The following is a 25,143-nucleotide window of genomic DNA, read 5'->3' as shown; positions in this document are numbered from 1 at the left end:
TCACAGATCCACAAAACCCTTATCACTGATTATAATCATATCCGAGCCAAAACTGAATTCATTATTCCGATCAAGAGATCTTTTTAATGACATATCCAGTAGAGAAGATTTAACTATGACCAGCTTCTGCTTTACTGCATCATCCAACCCACTGTCCAAGCGATGCATAGTAATCGAAATTCTAAATTGTCTTTTAGGAGCGAGAAACTTAATAAAGGTTTGACCAATTATATTTAGCTTTTTATTGCTAACAGACTCATCGTTTAATATCTCTAGCAAAGTAACATCACCTTTTAGTAAATAAAAATAACGCCTAACATCTTCAGTTGTAATACTACTCTTTTCCCCATCAAACCATAAATACATATTTTCTTTTGTGTTGTTCTGCACAATATACGACATGGTAAAGACTGAGTCATTTTGTGGTGTCACATAAAAATCCTCATACTGCTCTTTAATAATCTTCTGCGCAAAAATCCCGTTCATTAATAAAATTAAAAATATCAATACAATAGCATGTTTCTCTTTCATTGTTTCATATTTAATACTGTTTCTTTTACAGATTCTTTGATTTCCTTTTGTAAAGTTTTATTATCATCTTTGGGACTAGCTACATAAATGTGCCCGTAAGTTTTCCCTTCTGGATCTCGCTTATACAAAAGACCATGCCCATAAAGCTCATGAGCCACATTAGTTGCTTGAACAAAATCACCTAATAAAGCATTTACTGTAACTTGTACATTATCATTCGTGGAAGTATTTTTTGTCATTGAATTCTCCTTAGGAACTTTTGTTATTCCCATTAATCCGGTTTCACCTTGGGATTCTCCGGTGAAATAAAATCCTCACTCATTTTTGGGTTATTAAAGGAATTGGTGACAACTTCTCCTTTTTCATTTTTCATAGTATATGTTTTGGACACATTAACCTCAAATACGATTTCACTATTAACCAGCTCTTAAAGCCTGTTAAAATTCCTACTCTCACTGGTTTGGCTATTTATAAACGTTTTATCAATGTCCCGATCGTTATCCAGTTTTATTTTAGGCTTTGGTTTTCGTTTTTCATATTACCTACCTTCAAAGAGTCAAACGAAAGAGAGATATAGTCAGACTTATAATAACACTCATCAGTCCTGGTTAAAGCACTCCTTATTGCTGGCCGCAGTTCATTTGGTTTAACAAATACAATTTTGTCATCAAACAAGTTTCTCTCCCAATCCTCCTTCCGACTATATGAGACTGAAATCGTGAAACAATTATTCTTGTTAATCTTCTTGATAAAACTCAAATTAATGATATCGAATCTTTTATTATCAAATTCATCATCATTCAATATTGACAACAACGAGTAATCCTCTTTTTTTGTTAAAAAATATTCGACTTGAGACCTTTGTTTCCCATCTATATCAAACCACATAAACAGCTCACTTTTCGGAGTATTCTTAATGATGTAAGTTGTAATAAACACTGTATCTCCATTGGGGTAATGATAATAATCTTTGACTTTATTAACTTCCTGAGCTTTCAAGCCTGTTGTAAAAAGTAGCACTATAAGGAGGTTACTTATTCTTTGCATTTATCATGTTTTGGATTGTTTCTTTAATTGCAGATGACACTTCTTTCACCAATGCTTTATTGGTTTCTTTAAAGCTATTTTGGGGCACTTGATGACCATAGCTTTTACCTTCCGGGTCCCTGATATATAATAAAGCATGCCCATAGAGCTCATGAGAAACGTTTTGAGCCTGCCCTTCTTCGCTTAACTTACCATTTGTATAGGATTGAACATTATTATTAGTTGACAAATTGTTATTGGCGGAATTTTCTGGCACTACAGTTTTACCTAGCATACCAGTCTCTCCTGTTTTAACATCCATTGCCCCTGGCTCATATTCCTTATCAATTGTTGGTTGCGAAAACTCCTTAGTTATAGCTTCACCTTCTTTTGTTTTATAGCTATACTTGTTTTCTACATGCACTTCAACGGTATATGAACTATTTACTAACTCTTTAAGCCTGTTAAAATTCCCACTCTCACTGGTTTGGCTATTCATAAAGGCTTTGTCAATGTTCCCATCGTTATCCAGTTTTATATACTTTTGATCTTCTTTAGTCAAGGTGTTTTTTATTGCATTTAAAGCTTTTTCATCCATTGGCTTGACCGTCTCAGGCTCCATCCCATCCGGATCAACAAACCTGATCGGATTATCAAACGCATAATTATACGGGGAATGCCTCCGCATCTTATCCGCCAACGGATCTACCACATGCCACCTCCCGATCTGCGCATCTTGCATCCTCGCGCCGTAATCATACCACTCCAGCCCATTACCATCACTAAACTCCTTCTCCTGCTTTTCTTTACCGTTATAAAGATACTTATTCGATAATTTTCCATACGCCTGGGAAGAAATGCCCGCCATCGTAAGCCCAAACGGATAATAATGGGTTTCCTGGAGCAAAGGCCCGGCATAATGCCGCACACTCAAATTATCAAAGAACACCGGCCAGTTTTGGGTTTCGTTGCTTACATAAATATACAAAAAACCATTGCGGGTGATGGGCATACCGGTATAGCCCAGGGGAAGCAGGAGATCAGGAGCGCCTACCGGCACCGCACTACTACCCGCAGGCACCAGGTTAAACTGCTCATCCAGCAATATCCAGTTGAGGTAAGCCTTGGGTTTGGTGGCCTGATCGGGGTTATTGGCCGACCGAAAACCGGTCAAAGCGCCCAATAAAGGGCTGCTGGCCCCATTGCTCAGCGCTGCCAGGGTACCCTTGCTTTCACCCGCAATGCCCACAATACCAGCCGCCAGGGAAGCCAGGATATCCGTCACCGGGCTGCTGTTGCCCGCACCCGTCCCGCCACGATAAAAGGATTTGACCACCATATCCACCTTATCGCCACTCATCACCTTCAGCACGATCCCCGGCCCCACCCGGTTGTCGCTGCCACTCACCCGCGACACATAATCATTGGGGATAGTGGTAGTATCTAATGGATAGCCGCCCGGCACGCCCGTTTTGGCATATGCGGTGGCAGGAATATTGTAGAATAACCGGTCCTCTTTGGTACGCCTGGCCAATTCCATGGAAGCGAAATACTGCGCCGTGTCGCGCTGCTCGGTCAACACCACCCGCACATTGCCCAGGTGATCCCGCAGAAAATAATCATGCTGGAATCGGAAGATACTGTCCTCACTCAAAAAGAATTTCTTTGCATAGCGGGTACGCCCTTCTTCATGTGTTATGAACTGCAGGGTATCATTGTCGTACACAGCCGGACCAATATAGAGGGTGGTCTTATCAGGCCGGCCGCTTTCCTGCACCAGCTTGCGCAGTTTATTGCCTGCCGCATCATAGGTATAAGTAATGACGCCTTTTACCACCCCACCCTCCTTGCGCATAGTCACAGACTGCACCAGGTTGAGGTGATTGTACACAATATCCTCTGCCGCAGCCGTACCAATATCTTTGTTGCGGTCCTTCTTCAGGTTGCCGTTGGCATCGTAGGTATAATCCACAGCAGCGGTGGTCTTGCTGCCCAGCGCCGCGGTATAGATGGGCGAACTCCTGAAATCGCCCAGGCGCGTTAGCGGATCATTCAGCCGGTCCCACACATTCTGCAAGCGGTTGGTATTGGCGTAGTAGGTATACAACAAACTGTCTATGGTGATGCTGCCACCAGGTTTCCATCCCTTCTGGTTCATGGTCATGACATTGCCATTGGCATCATAGCTGAGGCCGGTAGTGCTGAAATCGAGACCGGCATTGAGATTGAAAGTGTTGCCGGTAAATTGCCTGAAGTAAGCATTGGTAAGCCGGTTGGCCGCATCGTAGGTAAAGTCGTAACGACGCACACGGCGATCGCCGCTACTCTTCCACACCATACCCGCCATATTGCCATTGAACTGACTGCCGGCATAAGGACTGGCCACATTGTTGACAGTGAGGGCACTGTTGTCATAAGCAAGGTCGAAACCGAAATAGTTGGTAGTACTATTGGTATCCTTTGCATAGGCCCGGTTGGCGCCCAGCATCCAATCCCGGACATTGTATTCGTAATTCATTTGCTCCAGGGGGCCGCCGGTACTGCTGCCGGTGGGACTGAGTACCTTCTTCTTCAACCTGCCCAGGGCATCATACTCCTGCGACACGAGTATTTGTTCGGGCACACTGAAAGATTGACCATTGATACTGCTGGCAACCGATCTCTTTACAGTGAGCATTCGCCACAGATCGTCGTACTCCATCCGGGTAGTGATGGTATGGGTTTGCGCATTGGGACTGTTTTTCTGCTGACGCAATACGGATACCAGCGGTTGCCCGTTGAAACTGTACTGGGTAGTGGTAATATCACACCCGCCACTGATATTCTGCACCTTGGATTGGACTACACGGCCTTTATCGTCATAAAAGTTCACAGCTACCAGTGCGGTAGCACCATCGGTGGTTTTGGTGATACGCCCCGTCACCGATCCACGGGTACCGGCATCGGGCTGCACGGGCCGGGGATAAGGCCAGGCAGTATAAGCGGTGGAGAAAGCCGTATTGAAACTGTTATCGAAACTGCGGTAATCAACGGCCATAGCATTGGTCCAGGTATAATCATCATAATAAGTAACCGACAGGATATTGGCATAGGTAACTACGGGGAAACTTTGTGATAAGGTATACATAGGCAGTGCACCCGCAGGGGTATAATTCTCATACCGCGCCAGGTTGAGGCTGTTGAGATAGGACTGCATGGCAGCCTGTGAAGTATAGGATGCATTGGTATACTTACCGCTATAGATGGGCCGGCCCAGTGCATCGTACTTGGTGAAGAGCCAGGTATTTTGCAGGCGCAGGTTGGCATCCTGGGTGAGCACGGGACGATCCCATTGATCATATACCGTATATTGCTCACCGGCGCCGGGCACTTTGGTACGGATGGGGCGGCCACGCTCATCGTATTCATACCGGAAGCACTGCTCATCAAGAATAACGCTGCTGCTCCAGGTAAGGTTCCAGTTATTGGCAGCCAGCAATTCCACACCCCGGGGTTGTATCACGAGTCGCTGCCTGTCGAGGTCATCATACAGATAATAAGTACAAAGCCATCCCTGGTATCCGGCGCCAGCGCCATTATCGGCATTGGCAGTAAGCTGCACTTTCTTCAACAACACATGGTCGTGCTTATCCCTGAATACTACCACCTGCTTGCCCCGCTCGTCAACCGTGATGGTTTTGTAAAGCGCTCCTGTTGCATAAAACCCCGTTACGGCATAGCTACCCCAGTTACCAGCTACATCAGTAACCGTCCAGCTCCTTATACTATCTGCAGCGGTATTGACGTAATAGTTGGTTTTTATGGAACGGCGGCTGCTATCATTCAACTGCGCAGCAGTACCCACCCAGGCAACACCGGGAGCAAAGCTTTCCTGCACCCGGTTGAGTGGAGAGGATTCAAAGGTTGTTTGTTGGTAGGCCCAGTTCAGGCCGTTAGGTCCTATATTGGTCTCACCGGGCTGACCAGCAAGCTGGCTATTGTAAAACTGTGCCTGCTGCTGGAAGGGATTGAGCTTGAAGAGCCCATCGTTGGTGGAGCCATTACCGCCAGCATTGTTGGCGCCAAAGGGCAGGTATTGGTATCTCTCGCGGCCAAACGCATCATACACTACCGCACTCACCATATCCACCGGGCTGCTGCCGGTAATGAGCGATCCTTGTTTGGTGACCGTTTGCAGCGGCCTTCCCAACTCATCAAAATAAGCGGTCGTTTGCCGCACATCTTTTACCGGGCGTGTAACCAGGGTCGCCGGGCTCTGCTCCGGCGCATTGGCATCCCAGGTACGAATAAAATTAACCCTGGCGGCTGCATTGTAATTGAGGGGCAGCGGCGGGGGCAACTGTGCATGCGCCGGCAGCATCAGCAGCAATGGTGCGGCGATGGTGGTAACAAACAGGCAGATGGTTATTTTCATAGCAGGGTTATTGGGTGTCCTTGATGGCGTTGATGAGTGTACTATCCAGCGGACTGACCGAAGGAGCGAAAATGCCAATGATATTGCCTTCTTTACCAATGAGGAATTTATGGAAATCCCCCGCAGGTGCTGTATTGTTGACGCCGTTATCGGCCAGGGTGGTAAGCCAATGGTAAAGGGGCTGCTGTGCCGTACCCGTCACCGGATCTTTGGCAGCCAGCAGGAAACCGACCTGCCAGTTATCCCGGCAGAAACGGGCGATCTCTTCGTTGGTCCTGGCCTCATGACCAAAGCTTTCGGAAGGGAAAGCTATAATGACGAGACTATCGCCATATTGCTGGTGCAGTTGTTGCAATTCGCCCAACTGGCCTACCCTTGGACTGCCGGTAGCGATATTGACCAGCAATATTTTCTGCTGACGGAATTTACTCATGGAAACGGCCGTGCCGTCAATCGAAGTGATCTGTATATCATAAATACCTGTGAGCAGGATGCAAAGCAAGAATTGGATCAGCAGCATATCATTTGTTTTTACGTGGTTGTATGGATCATTCGGGATTGCAGTTGCCAATGGCACAGGGTGTATCGTTGTATGTGATCCAGGTATAGGTACTGCCAGTGCCATCGGAAAAACAATATTTGTGAACACATTCCCATTTGAATACCTGTGCACCGTTGTAAACTACTTTCTTCCATACGGAGGAAATGGCTACTACCCTGCCGGTTTCACACACGCCGAATACGCATTTTTTATCATTGCCGCTGCAATTGCTGGCATCGCAGGTAACCACCGGCAAAGGACAGGCAGTAAGGTTCGTACCGGCAATCACCCAGCGGGGCACGTTATAGGAAATACTGCAAGGGTTATTGTCCCGCTGTTCCTGCTCCTGCTCACCCGTATTTTGCCCACCTGCCTGGCGGCAACGCAGCGCCGTGGTGGTATTCTGCCAGTCGGGCGTTGGTGTACAAGTGCTGCTGGTGCCGGCATCCGCCCACCGTAACTGATTATAGGTAGTGCTATTGGGATTGATGTCTTTTTCCTGGTTCTGCAGGACACTGGAGGTATAAGCTGCATTTTGAGCGCAGGGTTTGCACCGGGTAATGCCTGTGGCCTGCCATACAGCATTGCCATGAACAGGCGCCTGGTACTGGTAGTCGACCTGCTTCAGGATATTCCCGTTGTCATCGCGTATGCGAATGAGACGGGCAAGGCTGTCATATTCGTAATAAGACATCCTGCCTGTTGCATCACACTGACTGGTAATGCCTATCAGTGGCGCATAGGTATAAGTAGTCATAAGCGCTCCCTGCGGAAATAGTCTTACTTCATCTATAGTATCGCCCGATACATTGATGGTGGTGACATTGGTTAAAGCCAGTTCAATAAGTTTCCAGGCGCCTATTGACTTAACGGGCGGCTGGGTTTGCAACTGTCCATTGATCCAGGTATTGCCCGTGCTCCATACGCTAACGACATAATTACCTGCAGGCACTGTTTTATTCACACCGCCGGCTACGGCCCTAATTCCGGTGACGCCGCCGTTGCTGAGCAGGACAGCTCCGCTATTAAGGTTCCAGCCACCCAGGCCATTTGTTTCGAAAGAGGTATAAGCCACCCGGTCAGTGGTTGCATTGGTAATTGATGCTACCGGCAGGGTATTCTGATAATCCCATACAAAGGTATTGCTGATCCCATCTTTGGCGGTGAGCTGAACCGGATTGCCGCCATAGTATTTAAAACTGCTTTCGTCTGCATAACGGCTGTCCATAGCCAGGGAGGTATTACCAGCGGCAGTGACAGCCTGGGTGAAACTGCCAGCAGGCGCTGCCAGGTTGACCTTGCGGCCTTTGGCCAGGTAAACTTTTCCTACGGGGTACGCCATATAATCGTACCCGTAGAACGATGCGCCGACGAGCCACGTATTTTTCCACCGGGCGGTTTCGATGGGCAAAAGAATGGACTGCTGTTGTAATTCAAGGATGGGCTTGAGGGCAACATCGGCGGCATTTTTAGCATTGAGCAGGCAGGCAGCAAATGCATTGGAAGAGTTGGTAAAATTATTGCGGCGGCGGGTGATGTACGCCTTGCGGGCATTGGCCCGGCAAATAATATTATTGACCCAGGCCCCATAGCGGCAGGATACGGTAGTACAACCGGCAGTAGCAGTATACATCGTAGCATCACAACTGGTGCAGGCAGTGTTGTAAGCCGTAAGGCCGGTGCTGATAGTATCACAATAACTGATGCGAAAATCCCGGGAGTATTGGTGACGGATGGTCTGCGTATCACCTGCCGCCTGAATGGTTACGAGGCGTGTAGGCTGGTTGTGCCAGGGGCTTTCGTTGTATACCGTCTGAATAACCTGGCTGGAAGCGCCAGTGGCAGGTATAAGGGTATTGGTGATAACCTGGGTTTGTTTTTTCCGGTAGCCTTTTAGCTCATATGTATTGCCCAGTAAAGCGCCCAACACATAATTGACCATGTAAGCAGGGGTTGACTGGGTGCTATCGAACTGCATGGTATAATAGGATTCTTTCAGCAACTGGCCGGCTTCTGTAAAATGGCCTTCATACTTCAGCTGTCCGCGCCTGTACTCATAAGGCAAGGGAGCAGCCGGGCTATTGGGAGTAGAAGGATTACAAATGGTGGGATTAATATTTCGGTAAGCAATGTCATCATCGACCGTATCCCACTGGCCGGAACCATAATAGCGATAGATGCTGTACCCATTTCCAGGCTGAAATACTTTTACTTCATTATATCCTATATGATTGCCCTGGGTGGAAGCCATGGGAAATATAGGACAGGGTGATTTGAAATACAGCTGGGTATTGTTGCCCGTTTCGGGCCCCATGCAACCATTGGTATTGGGATGCGTGGCAGCCCCTGAACCAGCAGGAGACAGTCCAAACATTTTGACCACGTTGTTGCGTACCACCTGCACATAGGCCGGACGGCTGTAAAGGACACCGGTGGACCGGTTATTGACATTGTACTCATAATTGGTAAGGATACTGTCGCGCGCCAGGGCACTGTCTTTCTGAATGATCTGCCTGATGCGCAATCCCCCCACCATTGCGTTTTCATTTACCGCCTGGGGAATGATCTCGGTAAACGTATACTGTGCTCCGCTACCTGTTTGGGCAGCATCGCGCCACATGTTCAGCGTGTAAGTACCTGCCGGTATCAGTATAATGGAAGTATCCCGGCTGTTGCCGGCTATTCCTCCCAGCGCTACCGAATTACTGCCGTTTACCAGGGAAGCGCCTGCCGTACAGCCGGGGGTATTGGGCGGGCAAGCACTATTGCTTTTTACAACGCGGTAATAGTTGTTACTAAAGGAAAGATTGGTAAAGGAGGCTGTATTACTACCATCATACCCTACGCTATAGGAATAACGGAAGGTCTCATTATAACGGGTGGTGCTTATCCAGGTACGATTGGGCTCGAACTGGTAAGCCGTATAGCCGCCGGTGGGATAAATGATCTTAGCCAGCGCACCTTGTTGCATAGCGGGCCAGGCAGGTTCTCTATCGGCGCCGGGCACGAATTTATAGGTGTTGATGGTATAAGTAGGCACCAGGGTATTGTTGCCCACCACCCCATTGGCATAACCCCAGTGGTCCTGACCGAAGGAGAGGCGGCGGGACAGGGTGCTACTGTTGTATATAAATCTGTGCGGTGGCAGGGAAAGCGTATTGTTGCAGGTAAGTTCCTGCAGGCTGTCGAGCCTCAGCCGGTAACGATCGGATTGAATGGAGTAGTTGGACAGGTAGCCCGGCAGGTTTTCGTCGGGGGCAGTAAAGTAGCTGTAAAAGAAACGAAACTTTTTACAGAAACCCTGGTTATTGGTAACGGCAATAGCGTCGAGCACTTTGGCTTCTGTATTGGCATTGTCATCATACGTAGCACCTGCAAAGTAACTATTACTAAGATCAGTACGGTTACTTCCAGGCAGAAAGCTCACTATACCATTGGAAAAGGACACCTGGTTTAGCCGTACGCCCTGTACATAATTTTTAACGAGCTTGTATTCGTTTTGTGAAGGGTTGGTCCAGTTGGAAGAGAAGTTGCCATTTACCGGGAACATAGACAGGGTGAAATAACTATAGTTCTCTGCGGCATAGGTAAGGTTGATGGAAAACATACCATCGGCCGAAACAATCTTGTTGAGGAACCAACTCGCAAAGAGGCGATCGGTCATATTGGGATCGCCGGAATACAGGAAGGAAGTCTCTACAGCACTCACGCCGCTGGTATTGCCGCCCGGCGTAATACCAAAATGGTATTTATCACCGGAAGGTACTGTAATGATAAAACCCTGGATATTGGAGCTTTGGGCTGTGAAAGAACTGGCAGTATCGCGCGGGAAATAGTAATCTATCTTCAGGTCTTCGCCATTTACCAAAACGGGTTTCCGATCGTCGTCAAAATAGAACTTACCGGAATAGCCATTGAAGCTGAAGGAAAAAAGGTCGGGCTCGCCATCATATTGCGCATTGGCAAAAGCCTGATCATAGGGAGCAGTCGATCCGCTATTGATAGTGAGGTAGTTGCTGAAACCATAGTGGCTGAAGTGTCCATACACGCCCATACCTGTGGTACCCGCTTCATCCGGCGCACCACGCACTACACGGGTGATCATACCACCGGCCTGCAAAGACCAGCCCGCTCCTACCCAACTGGCAGGCTCCATCACTTTTATACCCCCTGCATGATAGTTAAGGCTGACGGGTAAAGAAAGAGGACCTTCTTTTATGGTGTAGATGGGCATATTGATCTGCGGAATGCCCGTGTGGTAGTTGACCGGGATATCGGTATACTTTCCCAGTGAGACAGCTGTGGGAGAGGCGATGGTGACTTTGGGATAAGGGGAACCAGGATCCTCCTGGGCAATTGTTACAGCAACAGCAAGCAGTAAGAGCATACCAATAATGGCAGCCTTTCGTAAAAGTCTTATACGGTTTAGCATGGTATCGGTTATCCTTTATATTTACTATCGTATCCGCCTACTAGATAAAACAACCAATTGGCCTCTCTGTACTAAAGCCACCCTGTTAAATATTTTAAGAGAAAGTCTTATTTGACCCAATTGATTAATTATTAGTACTTTAGCCCATCCATTATTATTCTTATCTTTACTGCTTATTGATTGCTTTCTAAGCCTTGCGAAAGCTGGTACCCGCCTATTTGTCCGGATCCACCCTACAAAATGTCTGTTTTACCCCCTATTCCTCCCCCCGTGAGACCTTAATTTAGCCATCTAATTATTCATCAATAATTGCTTAGGTATGAAAACGATGCTATTTTTTGCAGTTGCCCTGGCGGCACTGGCTTTTACCATTCCCGCTAATGGCCTTTCAGAAAAAGAAAGAAAAGACGCTATTCAGTTACTGCAATCCACAGAAAAAGACCTGTTACAGGAATTAAAAGGTTTGAGCGAAGCCCAGTTGAAGTACAAACCGGCAGCAGACCGATGGAGCGTGGAAGAATGCGTTAAGCACATTGCCACGACTGAACAGATGCTGTGGCAAATGACAGATGGCGGGATCAAACAACCGGCCAATCCTGAAAAACGCAGCGAGATTAAAATGACCGATGAACAAGTGGTTAAGATGATAGAAGACCGGTCAACAAAACGGCAAACCTTCGATCAGCTTAAACCAGAGAATTCCGCTTTTAAATCCATGTCCGAAGCCCTTACCGCCTTTCAAAGTGGCCGGGTTAAACTAACAGATTACGTCAAGTCTACTGATGATGACCTGCGCAATCATGTGATCACTTTACAGTTCGGTCTGCTTGACAGTTACCAGATGATCCTGTTCATGGCTGCCCATACCAACCGGCATACGCAACAGATCAGGGAGGTAAAAGCCGATGCGGGCTTTCCTAAAAACTAAAAGCTTTCCAACGCTCACAGCAGCTAACCGATAGTCATGCCTACTGTCAAATTCACCTATGCATTGAAAAGATTCTTTCCGGGTTTAACGCAAACACCGGCACAGGGACAAACACTGGCTTCCATCCTCGACGAGATGGAAGCCAGGTATCCCGGCATGCGTAGTTATATACTGGATGAACAGGGACAGCTGCGCAAACATGTGAATATATTCATCGATGGCCACCTGATCAAAGACAGGACCTCGCTGAGTGATGCCTTTTCCTCCAACAGCGAGATCTATATTATGCAGGCTTTATCGGGAGGATAACATTCAAACCAGCTCTATATGCAATCAACGATGCTACTGGGGACCCGTAAAGGGTTTATCGCCTATGAGTTTCAACAAGGCCAATGGAAGGCCATTAATCTCTCTTTTGAAGGTGTTCCTGTATCGATCGCTTATGCCGATCCGCGCAATGGCACCTGGTGGGCCTGCCTGGACCATGGACATTGGGGGGTGAAGATGCACCGCTCCAAAGACCGCGGGCAAACCTGGGAGGAGGTAGCCGCACCCGCTTATCCCGAAGGAGCAGAAGTGAAAGACGGCATGAAGGCCACTACCCGCTATATATGGTCTATGGCGCATGGAGGCAAACAATTCCCTTCCAAAATATGGGCAGGCACTGATCCCGGCGGCCTCTTTGTGAGTGAAGATGAAGGCAACAGTTTTCAACTGGTGGAATCGCTGTGGAATCATCCTACCCGTAAAGAAGGATGGTTTGGCGGTGGCCGCGACCTGCCCGGTATCCACTCCATCGTAGTAGATCCCCGGGATGAGAACCATATTCATATAGGCATTAGTTGCGCCGGCGTATTTGAAACAGTGGATGGCGGCAAATCCTGGGCCATACGTAATAAAGGATTGCGTGCAGAATTTCTGCCCGATCCATCTACAGAAGTAGGACACGATCCACATATCCTGGTAGCGGCACCCGGCGATCCGGACAGCCTGTGGCAACAGAACCACTGCGGTATCTTCCGCTCTACAGATGGCGCTAAAAACTGGGAAGATATTGGCCAGGCAAATGGCCCTGCTTACTTTGGCTTTGCCATCGCAGTAGCCGAAGACAATCCGCTCCAGGCATGGGTAGCACCCGCCCGCAGTGATGAAACACGTACAGCCATCAAAGGCGCCTTGTGTATTTGCCGCACGGATGATGGAGGCAAGACCTGGAAAGAGCTGAGGAATGGACTGCCGCAGGAAAACTGTTTTGACATCGTATACCGCCATGCCTTAGTAAGCGCTGGCAATGCGGTAGCTTTTGGTACTACCACGGGCAACCTGTTCTTCTCTGCCGACAAAGGAGAAAACTGGCAGGTAATCAACAACTACCTGCCAATGATATATTCTGTTCAGTTTGCAGATTAAGGCAAGGATCAAACACGCAGCGTGACTGCTTTTTTTACAGCCCCACTTACCAGGGCCAGCGGTTTGACAGCCTTGCTGATATCCCCGCCATCCACTTTAATATTTTCAGAAGCAGCGCCCTCTACCTGGAGGAATACCGCTGCGGGCGAGAGCACACGGGTGGCTGTGAGCAATACATCCTTTGTATTGACGAAGCGCAACAACTCTCCTGCTGTGCTGCCCTGGGCGCTCAGGCCATTAATAGTAGCATCCTGTACATTATCGAGAATAATGGCAGGGCGTGCATCGGGCTTTTCATAAGTGAAGCGTACATTGTGCAGGCTCAATCCTTTCACATTGCGGGCATACAATCCATAAGCAGGCGGGCCAAAAGGCGCTGTACCCCACACACCAAAATATTCAGCGCTCAACTCAGGCACTTCTCTTTTACCCGCCTGTTCTTTGGTGCCTCCCCCTGCATAAACAACATGAATATCAGAGAGGCTGATGTTTTCCAGGTATACCTTCCCTACCCCATTGAGGGTGATACAGGAATTAAGTTCCCCGTCAAATACATTTACGCCGAAATGAATATCCGGATGGTTCACCGGTTTTTCTACCACACTTGCCCGGATATTGCTGAAAGAGATATTGCGCACAAAAGAAGGCGTTGTATCTGTCGTATTATTATTGTTGTTGTTCTGATTGCTACTGCCTGTAAATCCGATGCCGATGGGTCCGGTCACGTTGCGCATGATGATATTGGAGAAGCTCAGGTTTTCTATTTTGGCCCTGCCGGAACTGATCTTGATAGGACAACCATAGGTATCATAGATCAGGCAATTGGAGATGGTGATATTTTGTGCTTCACCACCGCCAAACCGGAAGATGGACCAGCGGGTGCTGAAACTGCAATTGGTGACGGTAACAAACTGGTTGCTGCCAAATAAGGCGCAGGCATCATCCTGGCACTGCACATCACAATTGGTGATGTGTACATACTGGGTATCGTTGAAGTGAAAGCCGTCATTGTTCTTATTGACACGGTTGTAGATGCGGATATTGTGCAATTGCACGTGCTTGCATTTCAGGATGCGGAAGCAGTGGTAAGCGCTGTTGGTGAGCAGGATGTCTTTTACCTGGAACCTGGTGCATTGATAGAATACGATGAGGTGGGGCCGATCGAAATTACCGCCTACGCCTCGTTGGTTGGGGCCGGTATTATCTCCTTTGCCATTATAAAAGGAAAGACCATTTCCATCAATAGTTCCATACCCTTCTATGGAGATATTCTCTGCATTGGCAGCATAGATAAATACAATATTGCCATTGCCGGAAGGAACGCCTTTACCGGCGGTATAGTCTTCCCGTTTTTTACTCCCCAGCAAACGGCTATTGGTGGCCACATGCAGGGTAACACCGGACTTCAATTCGATGGTGCCGCAAATAAATTCACCGGCAGGGATCACTACGGTACCTCCCTGTTCTTTGGTGCAGGCATCAATAGCTGCCTGGATAGCGGCAGTATCGAGGGTTTGACCATCGCCTTTGGCGCCAAAATCCTTTACATTATATAAGGCGTTACCGGCGGACATATCTTCATGCGGGGCATTGCTGTGCGGGGCTGCTGTTGCAGCAGCGGGCATACCTATCAGACCTGCTCCTGCAAGGGTAATGGCAGGTACAGCCATGCGTTCGAACCATTGGCGGCGGGAAACGGAATCGTTATTTTTCATAACAACGAATATGCACTAATTAATAATTCAACGATCAAACGATACTGGCTTTGCGGTAAGCTATTTTAGCTTTTCAAACCTATACAACGTTCATCTGCAACCGTCGTTTATTGTCAAAATGACTGAATAAATTGCCAACTGAGTCCATCGGTAGTGCGCCGATATTTTGTCTATTGCAGGAACCTCTTCATTATAGTATTATCCACTTGCCAAACTCAACTTTTCATGAAAAAAATTACCGCGGCAACGGCCAGACCTTTGAAATTATCCATGCTGGTGATTTCAGGCGTACTTGCCGGCCAAACACTTTTCGCAGCGCCCTCCGACCACGGTGTTGGTCACCACTTCAGCCCTCCCTATCACATCCGGAAAGTAGCTGATATAGTGGTAAAAGGAACGGTATCCAGTGCCAATGGCCCGCTGGCCGGCGTGACGGTGACGGTAGAAGGCGCCGCCACCGCTGTTACCACCACCGACAGCGGTAGCTATACGATCACGGTGCCCGAAAACGGCCTGCTGGTCTTTTCTTATTCCGGCTATGCGGAGCAACGCATTGCAGTGAACAAGCGCTCCGTGATCAATATTACCATGACCGCTACGGGTAAACTGGAGGAGGTGATCGTGACAGGTTACCGCAGCCAGACAAGGGGAGCGGTGATCGGCTCGGTATCTTCGGTAAGCGGTTCGGAGTTTGCCAATACACCGGTCGACAACCTCTCCAATGCATTGGCAGGCAGGTTATCAGGCGCCACCATTACGCAAGCGGCCGGTACACCGGGCATGGAATCGAATATCAGGATACGGGCGGTAGGTACTATTAATAATGCCACTCCCCTGTTCGTGATAGATGGCGTAGTGAGTGACAAGTTTGCCTTTGATGGACTCAGCCCTTATGAAGTGGAGAATATCACCATCCTGAAGGATGGCGCTTCAGCTGCTATCTATGGTTCACGGGCAGCCAACGGAGTCATTCTCGTGACCACCAAAAGAGGTAAGGAAGGCACTCCCAAACTTTCCTATAATGGTTTGTTTGGTTTGCAGTCGCCCACCAAAATACCAGAAAGGCTGAATGCATTTGAACATGCGTCGATCATCAACCAACAGTTGCAGTATACCCTCGTACCTGCCACAGATGCGCGGTATTATACGCAGGATGAATTGGACTATTTCAAAACGCATAGCTGGAATTGGGTAGATGAAATGTGGAAAGACCCGGTTACCACGCAACATTCACTGGATGTAAGCGGCGGGGCAAAAAATGTAAAATACTTCCTGGGCGGCTCGTACAACAAAGCCACGGGTACGTTTAACAATATAGACTTCCAGAAACTGAGTGTACGGGGTAATGTGGATGTAACAGTAACCAAGAACCTGAAAATATCGCTTGACCTCAATACGGAAACGCGCAATACCAATGGTCCCAGCTGGGATGTGGGCAACTGGCGGATGGAAGACCTGTACAAAGCTTTAATGGTAAGACCGGCGATGGTGCCTCCTTATGTAAATGGGTTGCCGGTAGGCAACTGGGTGGAATGGCACCCCGGGGTAGTGCTTACGCCGTCTGAATCGGGGTACAATAAAAGAAAATGGACAGGGGTCAATATGATCGCTACGGTGAATTATACCGTGCCGTTCATAAAAGGTCTGACTGCCCGGGCATCCATCAACAAGTACAACCGCGATATTTACAACAAGCAGTTCAACCTGCCTTATAATATGACGCTGTTCAATACGACCGGCACCAACAACCATATTGTAGGCGACCAGGCGGTGGGCATCCGGCCCAGGGCTGCGGTGGAATTCCTGCTATCGAGGAACGATAAGGTCAACCGGTACCAGTTCAACGCGCAGCTCAATTACAAGCGCAATTTCGGGAAACATGGACTGGACGCCTTGCTGGTGTATGAGCAGGCTGAAGAAAACACTACCTGGTTCTCCGGCCAGCGTAATGACTTCATTTCTTCCGCCATCGATCAGTATGCGGCCGGCAGCACGATCGGCTCCATAGCCAATGGAGAACAAATGAACACGGCCAGGATATCGTATGTGGGACTGGCGAGTTACAACTATGATCAAAAGTACCTGCTGGAAGCCTCCTTCCGCTATGATGGCTCGGTGATCTTTGCGCCGGAGAACCGCTGGGGCTTCTTCCCTTCTCTATCGGCCGGCTGGAGGATATCTAATGAGAACTTCTTTTCAAGGGTGAACTTCATCAATGACCTTAAACTGCGGGGGTCTGTAGGCTTGCTGGGTAATGACCAGGTAGGTAATTTCCAATGGCTGCAATCGTACAGCATTCAGCCCGGCGCTATTTTTAATGATCAATCATATGGCCTGAAGCCTGGTGTTCTTGCCAACAGGGCGCTTACCTGGGAAAAATCATTGAATTACAATGTGGGTGTCGACAGCCGCTTCCTGAACAGCAAGGTAGGTTTCAAGCTGGATCTCTTTTACCGGCATACGTATGATATCCTTGGCAAAAGAGAGCTGAGCCTGCCCAGTACACTGGGCGCCGATCTGCCGGATGAAAACTACCAGGAGATCGATTCAAAAGGATTTGAGGTGGAAATGGACTATAGCAGCAGCACGGGTGGCAAGGATGCCTTTAACTATTATATAAGAGGCAATTTCGGCCTGGCCACCAATAAAGTGATGGTATTGGATGAGGCCCAGAACATACGCGCCTATCAATCGCAAAAAGGATATAATACCGGCCGTATTTTTGGCTACCGGGCTGTTGGCATCCTGCGCACGCAAAAAGACCTCGATGCCTTGCCCGCAGGCTACACGATACTGGGCGTAAAACCGCAGCTGGGCATGTTGAATTATGCCGACCTGCGCGGCCCTACCAGTGATGAGCCGGATGGAAAGATCACTGCTGACGACCGGGAATATATTGCGCGGTACAGTTCACCTCCGATGAACTTTGGTTTTTCATTGGGAGGCTCATGGAAAGGGCTGAGTGTTGACATCCTGTTTCAGGGTGTAGCGGGCGCCAAAGCCATGCTTCCTACCGCAGGCAGGGATGTGCAGGCAAGAGCCGAAGAATCATCCTTCAAATACTGGGCTGATAGCTGGACGCCGGACAACCCCAATGGAAAGTATCCCGGCTACCGCGTCACAGCCTACCGGACACGCTTTGACGAGTCGTCTTTCTTCCTGGTGGACAATTCCTTTTTACGGTTGAAAAACGTAACAGTTTCTTATAACCTTCCTCAAAACTTTATAAAACCTACGGGCATGAAGAGTGCGCGGGTATACTTCACAGGAAGCAACCTGCTGATGATCTATTCCGGAAATAATATTTATGATCCGGAAATGAACAATATCCTGTCCTATCCGATGATGGCAGGTTATTCACTGGGCGTAAATATAGGTTTGTAAACTTTAAACAATGCTGTTATGAAAACACGGGGATTATTATTACTAATGATAGGAAGCTGCCTGTTGGGCAGCTGCAACAAGATACTGGACATCGAAAATCCAACAGCGGTAGACGAAAAAGATGTATGGAATGATATTGAGCTGGCTACGGCCTATGCCAACAGGATACATGCAGAAAACCTGCCAGGCTGGACCACGGATTTTGCGGACTATTCAGAAGAATCCGACGGTGGCGGCAGTTATATGTATGGCCAGTTAACAGAAAACTCGGTTGATTACTGGCCTTATAGTGAGATCAGGGGTATCAATGTGCTGTTGTCCGATATTGACAAGGGGAAGCTTTCTGAGGCCAATAAGAAACTGTTGAAAGGGCAGGCTTTTTTCTTCCGGGGATGGCAGTTCTTCGAGATGGCCAAACGATATGGCGGCATCCCCCTGGTGCTGAAACCCCAGCAATTGACAGACGACCTGCTGGTCAACAGAAATACGACCACTGAAACCATGGCGCGTATCCTTGCCGACCTGGACAGCGCCATTGCTTATCTGCCGGCTGTAGCTGTTGGTTCGGGCGACAACAACGGGCGGGTGCACAAAGGCACAGCCCTGGCCGTCAAAGGCCGGGTGTTATTGTTTTACGCTTCTCCCCAGTTTGACCCTGCTCAAAATGCTCCCGGCCGCTGGCAGGCTGCTTATGACGCCAACAAAGCTGCCAAAGATTACCTGGACGGACAGGGCTATGGCTTGTTTCCCAGTTTCACCAATTTGTGGTTTTCTGAAATGAATAAAGAGGTCATATTTGTTCGCCGGTACCAATATGTGGCTACCAATACAGCCAGTTGGAATAACTGGGCAGCCGCTACCCGTCCGCTGGATATATCGCAGGGCGCTACCGGAGGCAACAGGCCAGCGCTGGAGATCGTAGATGCATTTCCCATGAAAGATGGCCGCGCCATCAATGATCCGGCCACCACCTATCCCTACGACGCACAGTATTACTGGAAGAACAGGGATCCCCGGTTCAACCAGACGATCGTGTATAATGGCGCGCTGTGGCAGGTGGGCATTAACGGCCTGGAAGCCGGACGTATGCAATGGACCTTTGTAGGCGGCGAACAGAACAGCCCTACGATCACGGGTTTTTATATGCGCAAAGGAGTGGATACGACACAAACTTCTATCCAGGCATTCAACAGTGGTACGGACTGGATAGAACTTCGCTATGCAGAATTGTTATTAAACCTGGCAGAAGCAGCCAATGAAACTGACCGCATTGCAGAAGTCTATCCATTGCTGACGGCGATCAGGGCCCGGGCCGGCATTGATGCAGGCGCCAACAATCTGTATGGCCTCGCTCCCGGCATGAACAAGACCCAAATGCGTGCTGCTATCCGGCTGGAACGGCAAATTGAACTGGCTTTTGAAGGTAAACGCTTTTGGGACCTGAGAAGGTGGAGGGCATTTGAAACAACACTGAACGGAACCCGGCGGCATGGACATAATGTTACTTTAAAAGTCCCCAAAGCACAATGGGATGCGCTGAAGGCCTCTATGACGCCGCAACAATTGTATCAGCATTTACAAACGAATTATACCACCTATTTTCAAACTACTGTTAAAACAGTGGATACACAGTTTGATATTCTCTGGAAACCGGAGTATTATTTCTTCGCCCTCCCTTCCAAACATTTGCAGTTGAACAGTCATTTGAAACAAACGAATGGCTGGGCAGGCGGCAGCTTTGATCCACTGCAATAAAGAAGCAGGTGTTAGCTTTTAGCTGTTAGCGATGAGCTGTCAGGCAGTAGCGGTTGGCTATTACCTGACAGCTATTTTTTTGATGATCATTGGGCTATTCCCGGGCTGTATAAAATTATTTGGCCACTTAAAAGGTGATAGGCTATCTTTGTCCACAAATCTAGTGGACTATAATTAATATGCCTTTATGCTCCGTAAACTCCCTACCTTATTTGCATTGGTATTGCTGACATGGCAAACTGCCCGTGCCCAGCACACAGGCCGCACGATCACAGGTACCGTTACAGCGTACGAGGACACCAGTCCCCTGGAAGGCGTACTGATCGCCGTGAAAGGAACCGACCGGGTATCGGGATCGCAGGCAGATGGCATTTACTATATTCCGGTAACAGATAAAGATTCCGTATTGGTGTTCAGCCACAACGAGTTTGAAACGCAGGAAATAAAACTGACAGCTGGCAATGAATACAATATCAAACTGCAAAAGAAACATGAAGAGCCGGGAGGCAATGTAAAGTTCTCGCCTATCGGTAATTGGAGAGGAGCTTTTGCAGTACGTCCGGAGGTGGAGATACCCTTCAACTTCGACATACGGTTGACGGATAAAGGAGATACTACTGCCTACTTCTTAAATGGCGGTGAGCAATATGCAGGAGGCCGGGTACAACAAACGGCTGATTCCCTGTTCATATTCCTGGATCAGTTTGACAATGAACTGGCCTTTAAGATTGACGACCATCGCTTGTCGGGTGTATTGAGAAGACAGGACAAACGCGGCACCCCCACACCCCTTACGGCGGAGCCGGGTGTACACCATCGCTTCAGGGAAACAGGCGTTGCTCCTGCCGGCAATATTTCCGGCACCTATGACATTGTGTTCAAGTCGGAAAATGGCAAGGAAGAGAAAGCCGTTGGCTTGTTTAAACAGGAAGGTAAAAAACTACAAGCTACCTTTCTGCGGGTAACGGGTGATTCCCGTTACCTGGAAGGTATTGTAGAAGGCAATACTTTTTACCTCTCTTCCTTTATTGGCTCCGGACCGGGTTATTATAAAGGCAGCTTTGACCAGCAAGGTCAGCTTACAGGCGATGTTGGCGCCCGGGGTGGGCAGCATTTTACCGGCACACGCAATGAGCAGGCCGCCTTGCCCGATGCTTATACGCTTACCACCCTGAAAGAAGGTTATACTTCCTTTGATTTCTCCTTCCCGGATGCTGACGGCAATAAGGTATCCCTGAGTGATGCGAAATATAAAAACAAAGTAGTGGTGGTGACGATCACCGGTACCTGGTGCCCCAATTGCATGGACGAAACAGCCTTCCTGGCGCCCTGGTACAAGACCAATGCCCGAAGAGGTGTAGAGGCTATCGCACTGCACTATGAGCGGCAAACGGACACTGCTTTTGTGCGCAAGGCACTGGGCCGCTCCCGCAACAAATACGACATACAATATGCGCAACTGATTGCCGGACCTGCCGACAAACAATTTGTAGCCACCTCCTTGCCAGCACTCAATACCTTCCTCTCCTTCCCTACCCTTATCTTCATTGATAAAAAAGGAAAGGTGGCCAGGATCCATACAGGTTATAGCGGCCCGGCCACGGGTAAATATTATGACCAGTTTGTAAAAGAATTCAACGAAGAGATCGACCTGCTGTTGAAGCAATGATCTTCTCCTTATTTCTTTTTGTTGATAATGTAAGAGGTTATTTTATTAACCTTGCCATTCTTCAATTCATAGATGTCCGTATAAAACATTTCATACAGATCGCCATTCTGCGTATTCTTACAGACCACCTCTCCGTTTACCGCAGCACGATCTCCTTCAATAATGATATTGTCCTTGGTGGAAGAAACCATTTTAATATCTGCGCCTTCGACCAGGAATGTACGCATGCCTTCTTTGGTTGAAATGACCCGGTCGCCTATCATGGTCCAGGTTACGTCGTCGGTCAAATGCTGCAGAATACCTTCGATATTATTGGCATCAAATGCGGCAATTACTTCCTGAATGATTGTCCTGTTATCCATATTTATATGTTTTAGCTAAATGGTTTGCAATATGATAAGCCTGCCTATATGCCCGGCGCTCTGCTGTTTCGCTCACAAACTTATTGATGAAAAATGGTCTTGAGGGAGTGCGGGTCTGACAAATTGCAGGGTGTATTGCGACAGATTTATTAAATTGTATGATTATACGTTTCTACTTGCAGATAGTCTAATCATTAAAAACAACTGCGGTCATGGATCAGTTTTTCCACATCCGGATGCTCATGAGCATCATCGTCAGTTTAAGTGTGGCCACGCTGCTGAAAGGCGTTGCCAAACTGATCGAGCATCCCACTAAAGTACGGTTGTATTGGGTGCACCTGGCCTGGGTGGGTTTTATCTTCCTCTCCTTGCTGGATTTCTGGTGGTGGGAGATCCTGTTGAAGAAAGTATCGGCCTGGAGTTTCGGATCCTACGTGTTTATCATTTGCTTTGTGGTGGTATACTATATTATTTGCTCCCTGCTCTTCCCGGATGACATGAAGGAGTATGACGGTTACAAGGGATACTTTTATTCCCGGAAGGCCTGGTTCTTTTCTTTCCTGGGTGTTTCTTTCTTATTCGATGTGTGCGATACCTTGTTAAAGGGTGTTGACCATTACCATGCTTTAGGCACAGAATATATTATCAGGATCGCCATCCATGTGCTGCTGTGTTTATTGGCGATCCGCTCGCGGAATGAACGGTTTCATGCGGCCTTGGTGATCTTCTTTATATTGTATAACCTCTTTTGGGTGATCCGGAAATACCAGGTGCTTTAAGCGGGTGGCCCTTTTAAAGGTGAGTCGCTCTGCCGCCCGGCATATGCAGCGCTGCAGAGCGGCCCACCTTGGCACCTGGGACCAGTTTCGATGCAATTTGAATAATTCTTAAATGATCTGTTTTTGAATGGCCGCTGTATTGGTGGTGGCGGACCGCAAAGCCTGGTCGGCGGAAGCATGCACTTCATTCAGGAGTTTTCTTTCCAGCTGCAGCTTATCATTGAGGAACTTGTGTTTCATCTCAAAGTCATTGATGACCTCGCTCCACTTTTTTACATAGATCTTGTACTGACCTGTTTTGAAAGCCAGTGACTTTTCGCCATGGGGTTTGGCATTGTCGAGCGCAGCTTCTATTTCTCCTTTGCTGCTAAAATCAGTGCCCACCAGGTAAAACTCCCAGGTCATGTTATTGCCATTGAACTGTGGTTCGTTCATGATCACATTCATGTATTTCTTTACCTGCGCCAGTTCTGCCTCCCCCAGTTTTACCGCCGGATGCTTCAGCTCTACCACAATATTTTTTATCTCGTTGGTAAGCACATCCTGCCGGCAAAGGAAGATGTCCATTTCCCGGTATTTATCTTCGTGCTCAATGGGCCGCACCTTGGTTTCACCCCGCAACAAATGCACATGCCGCCTCAGGGCTTCTTCAAACTTGGGCTCAGCAGCAGTGACCAGGTGGTATTGTTCTCCAAAGATCCAATAATGGGCTTCCACCAGTTTTTGCAGGTGATCCCGTTCATTGGCCTTTAATTCTTTGCGTGTAACCAGGTCGCGCAGGGTGTCGATGGTTTTATACCGGTCTTCGATCATCCTGATGGTATGGTTGACATGCGATAGCCGGGTGACCTTGATAAGGGCTGCCATCTGCTTCCTTTCTTCATTAGAAAGTTCTACCACGCCATCGAGGATATCAAATAGTTTGTCGCGCTCCAGGCTGTCCAGCAGCAGGTTGAGCAGGCGCACGAAAGTCTTTTTCTGCTCCGTGTTGAGGTTCAGGAATATCTTAGGCTGCACTTCATAGAGGTTCCGCACCAGGTTTTCCAACTCGATCTTGCGGTGCACATCCCAGGGATTATCGCTAAACACCGGGAATATCTGGTCCTGTTCGTACTGATTGATCAAAATATCGGTATATACTTTAAGATAAGGTTTGCGTTTGTCCAACAAATAAGCAGCTAACCATCTGTGCAAGAACCGGAAGACCGGATCGATCCGCGTGCTGCCTATAAATGTCAATTGCGGATCGGTATTATTGCTTTTGAACCTGAACTGATCGAAATAAGCACTCTTGATGAACACGCTGTGGTAAAAGTGATCGCCCTTATTATTCAGGGAAGTGAATTCCTTATATCGTTCAATATTATCAGACCCGATGTAATAGTATTTGGAAAACTCTTTATTGATCTTTGCGTTCCATCGTACATACTTCACTTCAAACTCCTGGCCACTGTCAGCATGGTTGAGCATAAACCGGTGCTTATCGCCGATAATGGCCGAATAATCCAGGGGCACTCCATTGATCACCAGGGCATATCCATTTTGTTTGTTCAGTTCCAGGTACCAGCCAAATTCCAGGCAAAGGAAATCGGTCAGGTCTTCTTTGAGGTTGCTATCCAGTATATCCGGCAGGATATTGTAGAAGGTAACAGTAGTGCCGGTTGTCTTCTTCACCTCCCGTACACCTGAATCGGGGCTATCGTATTTGTTGATGGACCCAAACTTGATGTTGATGAAATACTCATACCTTTTTTTCCGCTCTTCATATACGGTGTGCCAGATGGCTTCGGAAGCAAACTTGAAAAAGGTGAGCCTCCCCACACCATTCTTACCATGCACCGCAGAAGTATTCTTGGGCGATTCTATCTCAATGGCTTTTTGTGAATCAAAGAAGGGGGAGAACTTTTCAGCCAGTTGTGCCCGGTCAATCCCGTATCCGTTGTCCACCACTTCTATTTTGGACACAAAGCCCAGGTCGTTCGACTCGAAATTCAGTGCTACAGTATTGGCTTTTGCATCAAAGCCATTCCAGATATATTCTGCGATCGCCTGTTTGTAATCAAACTTGCTGAGTACGCGCTGAATGCCTTTACCGGTGATCTCAATATTTGCCATGTGAAAGCTACTAATGAATGTTAACTTATTTAGCTAAGATACACATAAAATACTAAATAAATTAGGCAACAGGTAGCTGATT

At 48.0% G+C, this 25,143-nt stretch carries 16 protein-coding genes; 7 read left to right on the top strand and 9 right to left on the bottom strand.

Going from position 1 to position 25,143, the window contains the following annotated elements; genetic code table 11:
- The 6 genes from D3H65_RS04265 to D3H65_RS04240 form a co-directional block, all read right to left on the bottom strand.
- Positions 1-531 (bottom strand): hypothetical protein, encoded by a 531-nt coding sequence (locus D3H65_RS04265; protein WP_119049074.1) that lies wholly within the window; start codon positions 529-531, stop codon positions 1-3.
- A complete protein-coding gene (locus D3H65_RS04260) occupies positions 528-803 on the bottom strand; it encodes a hypothetical protein (RefSeq protein WP_119049073.1) in 276 nt (91 codons plus the stop codon). Before D3H65_RS04260 ends, D3H65_RS04265 begins: the two co-directional genes overlap by 4 nt.
- A 235-nt stretch (positions 804-1,038) precedes the next feature.
- The gene (locus D3H65_RS04255) at positions 1,039-1,578 is read right to left on the bottom strand and encodes a hypothetical protein (RefSeq protein ID WP_119049072.1); all 540 of its coding nucleotides are present in this window, start codon (positions 1,576-1,578) and stop codon (positions 1,039-1,041) included.
- Complete coding sequence (locus D3H65_RS04250) at positions 1,562-5,971, bottom strand: DUF6443 domain-containing protein (RefSeq protein ID WP_211345622.1); 4,410 nt, start codon at positions 5,969-5,971, stop codon at positions 1,562-1,564. Before D3H65_RS04250 ends, D3H65_RS04255 begins: the two co-directional genes overlap by 17 nt.
- Positions 5,972-5,978: 7 nt before the next feature.
- Positions 5,979-6,491 carry a glutathione peroxidase gene (locus tag D3H65_RS04245; RefSeq protein ID WP_162915397.1) on the bottom strand — a complete coding sequence of 171 codons (513 nt, stop codon included), beginning with the start codon at positions 6,489-6,491 and terminating at the stop codon, positions 5,979-5,981.
- 28 nt (positions 6,492-6,519) lie between these two features.
- Complete coding sequence (locus tag D3H65_RS04240; RefSeq protein ID WP_162915396.1) at positions 6,520-10,944, bottom strand: hypothetical protein; 4,425 nt, start codon at positions 10,942-10,944, stop codon at positions 6,520-6,522.
- A gap of 319 nt (positions 10,945-11,263) precedes the next feature.
- Between D3H65_RS04240 and D3H65_RS04235 the strand changes: the two genes are divergently transcribed.
- From D3H65_RS04235 to D3H65_RS04225, 3 genes are read left to right on the top strand one after another with little or no spacing between them, the layout of a single operon-like run.
- Positions 11,264-11,872, top strand: a complete 609-nt coding sequence (locus tag D3H65_RS04235; RefSeq protein ID WP_119049069.1) for a DinB family protein — start codon at positions 11,264-11,266, stop codon at positions 11,870-11,872.
- Between the two features lie 36 nt (positions 11,873-11,908).
- Positions 11,909-12,181: a MoaD/ThiS family protein gene (locus D3H65_RS04230; protein ID WP_119049068.1), complete on the top strand. Its 273-nt coding sequence runs from the start codon at positions 11,909-11,911 to the stop codon at positions 12,179-12,181.
- Positions 12,182-12,199: 18 nt separating this feature from the next.
- On the top strand, positions 12,200-13,282 hold the full coding sequence (locus D3H65_RS04225; RefSeq protein WP_119049067.1) for a WD40/YVTN/BNR-like repeat-containing protein: 1,083 nt from the start codon (positions 12,200-12,202) through the stop codon (positions 13,280-13,282).
- A gap of 8 nt (positions 13,283-13,290) precedes the next feature.
- Here the strand turns inward: D3H65_RS04225 and D3H65_RS04220 are convergent, their stop codons facing one another.
- A complete protein-coding gene (locus D3H65_RS04220; RefSeq protein ID WP_119049066.1) occupies positions 13,291-14,997 on the bottom strand; it encodes a glycoside hydrolase family 28 protein in 1,707 nt (568 codons plus the stop codon).
- 225 nt (positions 14,998-15,222) lie between these two features.
- Here D3H65_RS04220 and D3H65_RS04215 point away from each other — a divergent pair, with 225 nt between their 5' ends.
- From D3H65_RS04215 to D3H65_RS04205, 3 genes are all read left to right on the top strand, one after another.
- Positions 15,223-18,381, top strand: coding sequence for a SusC/RagA family TonB-linked outer membrane protein (locus D3H65_RS04215; RefSeq protein ID WP_119049065.1), 3,159 nt, complete (start codon positions 15,223-15,225; stop codon positions 18,379-18,381).
- A gap of 18 nt (positions 18,382-18,399) precedes the next feature.
- Complete coding sequence (locus tag D3H65_RS04210) at positions 18,400-20,136, top strand: RagB/SusD family nutrient uptake outer membrane protein (RefSeq protein WP_119049064.1); 1,737 nt, start codon at positions 18,400-18,402, stop codon at positions 20,134-20,136.
- Positions 20,137-20,323: 187 nt separating this feature from the next.
- A complete protein-coding gene (locus tag D3H65_RS04205) occupies positions 20,324-21,805 on the top strand; it encodes a redoxin family protein (protein WP_119049063.1) in 1,482 nt (493 codons plus the stop codon).
- An 8-nt stretch (positions 21,806-21,813) separates the two neighbouring features.
- Here the strand turns inward: D3H65_RS04205 and D3H65_RS04200 are convergent, their stop codons facing one another.
- Entirely contained in the window at positions 21,814-22,167 is a 354-nt protein-coding gene (locus D3H65_RS04200) for a nuclear transport factor 2 family protein (RefSeq protein ID WP_119049062.1), read from the bottom strand.
- A 212-nt stretch (positions 22,168-22,379) separates the two neighbouring features.
- On the opposite strand from D3H65_RS04200, the gene D3H65_RS04195 reads away from it, so the two are divergent.
- Complete coding sequence (locus D3H65_RS04195; RefSeq protein ID WP_119049061.1) at positions 22,380-22,946, top strand: hypothetical protein; 567 nt, start codon at positions 22,380-22,382, stop codon at positions 22,944-22,946.
- 108 nt (positions 22,947-23,054) lie between these two features.
- On the opposite strand, the gene D3H65_RS04190 is transcribed toward D3H65_RS04195, so the two are convergent.
- On the bottom strand, positions 23,055-25,061 hold the full coding sequence (locus D3H65_RS04190) for an ATP-binding protein (RefSeq protein ID WP_119049060.1): 2,007 nt from the start codon (positions 25,059-25,061) through the stop codon (positions 23,055-23,057).
- Positions 25,062-25,143: the final 82 nt, after the last annotated feature.

The organism is Paraflavitalea soli, from assembly GCF_003555545.1.
Classification (GTDB): domain Bacteria; phylum Bacteroidota; class Bacteroidia; order Chitinophagales; family Chitinophagaceae; genus Paraflavitalea; species Paraflavitalea soli.
The sequence above is the reverse complement of the archived record's forward strand: the minus strand, read 5'-3'. Positions and strand labels throughout refer to the sequence as shown.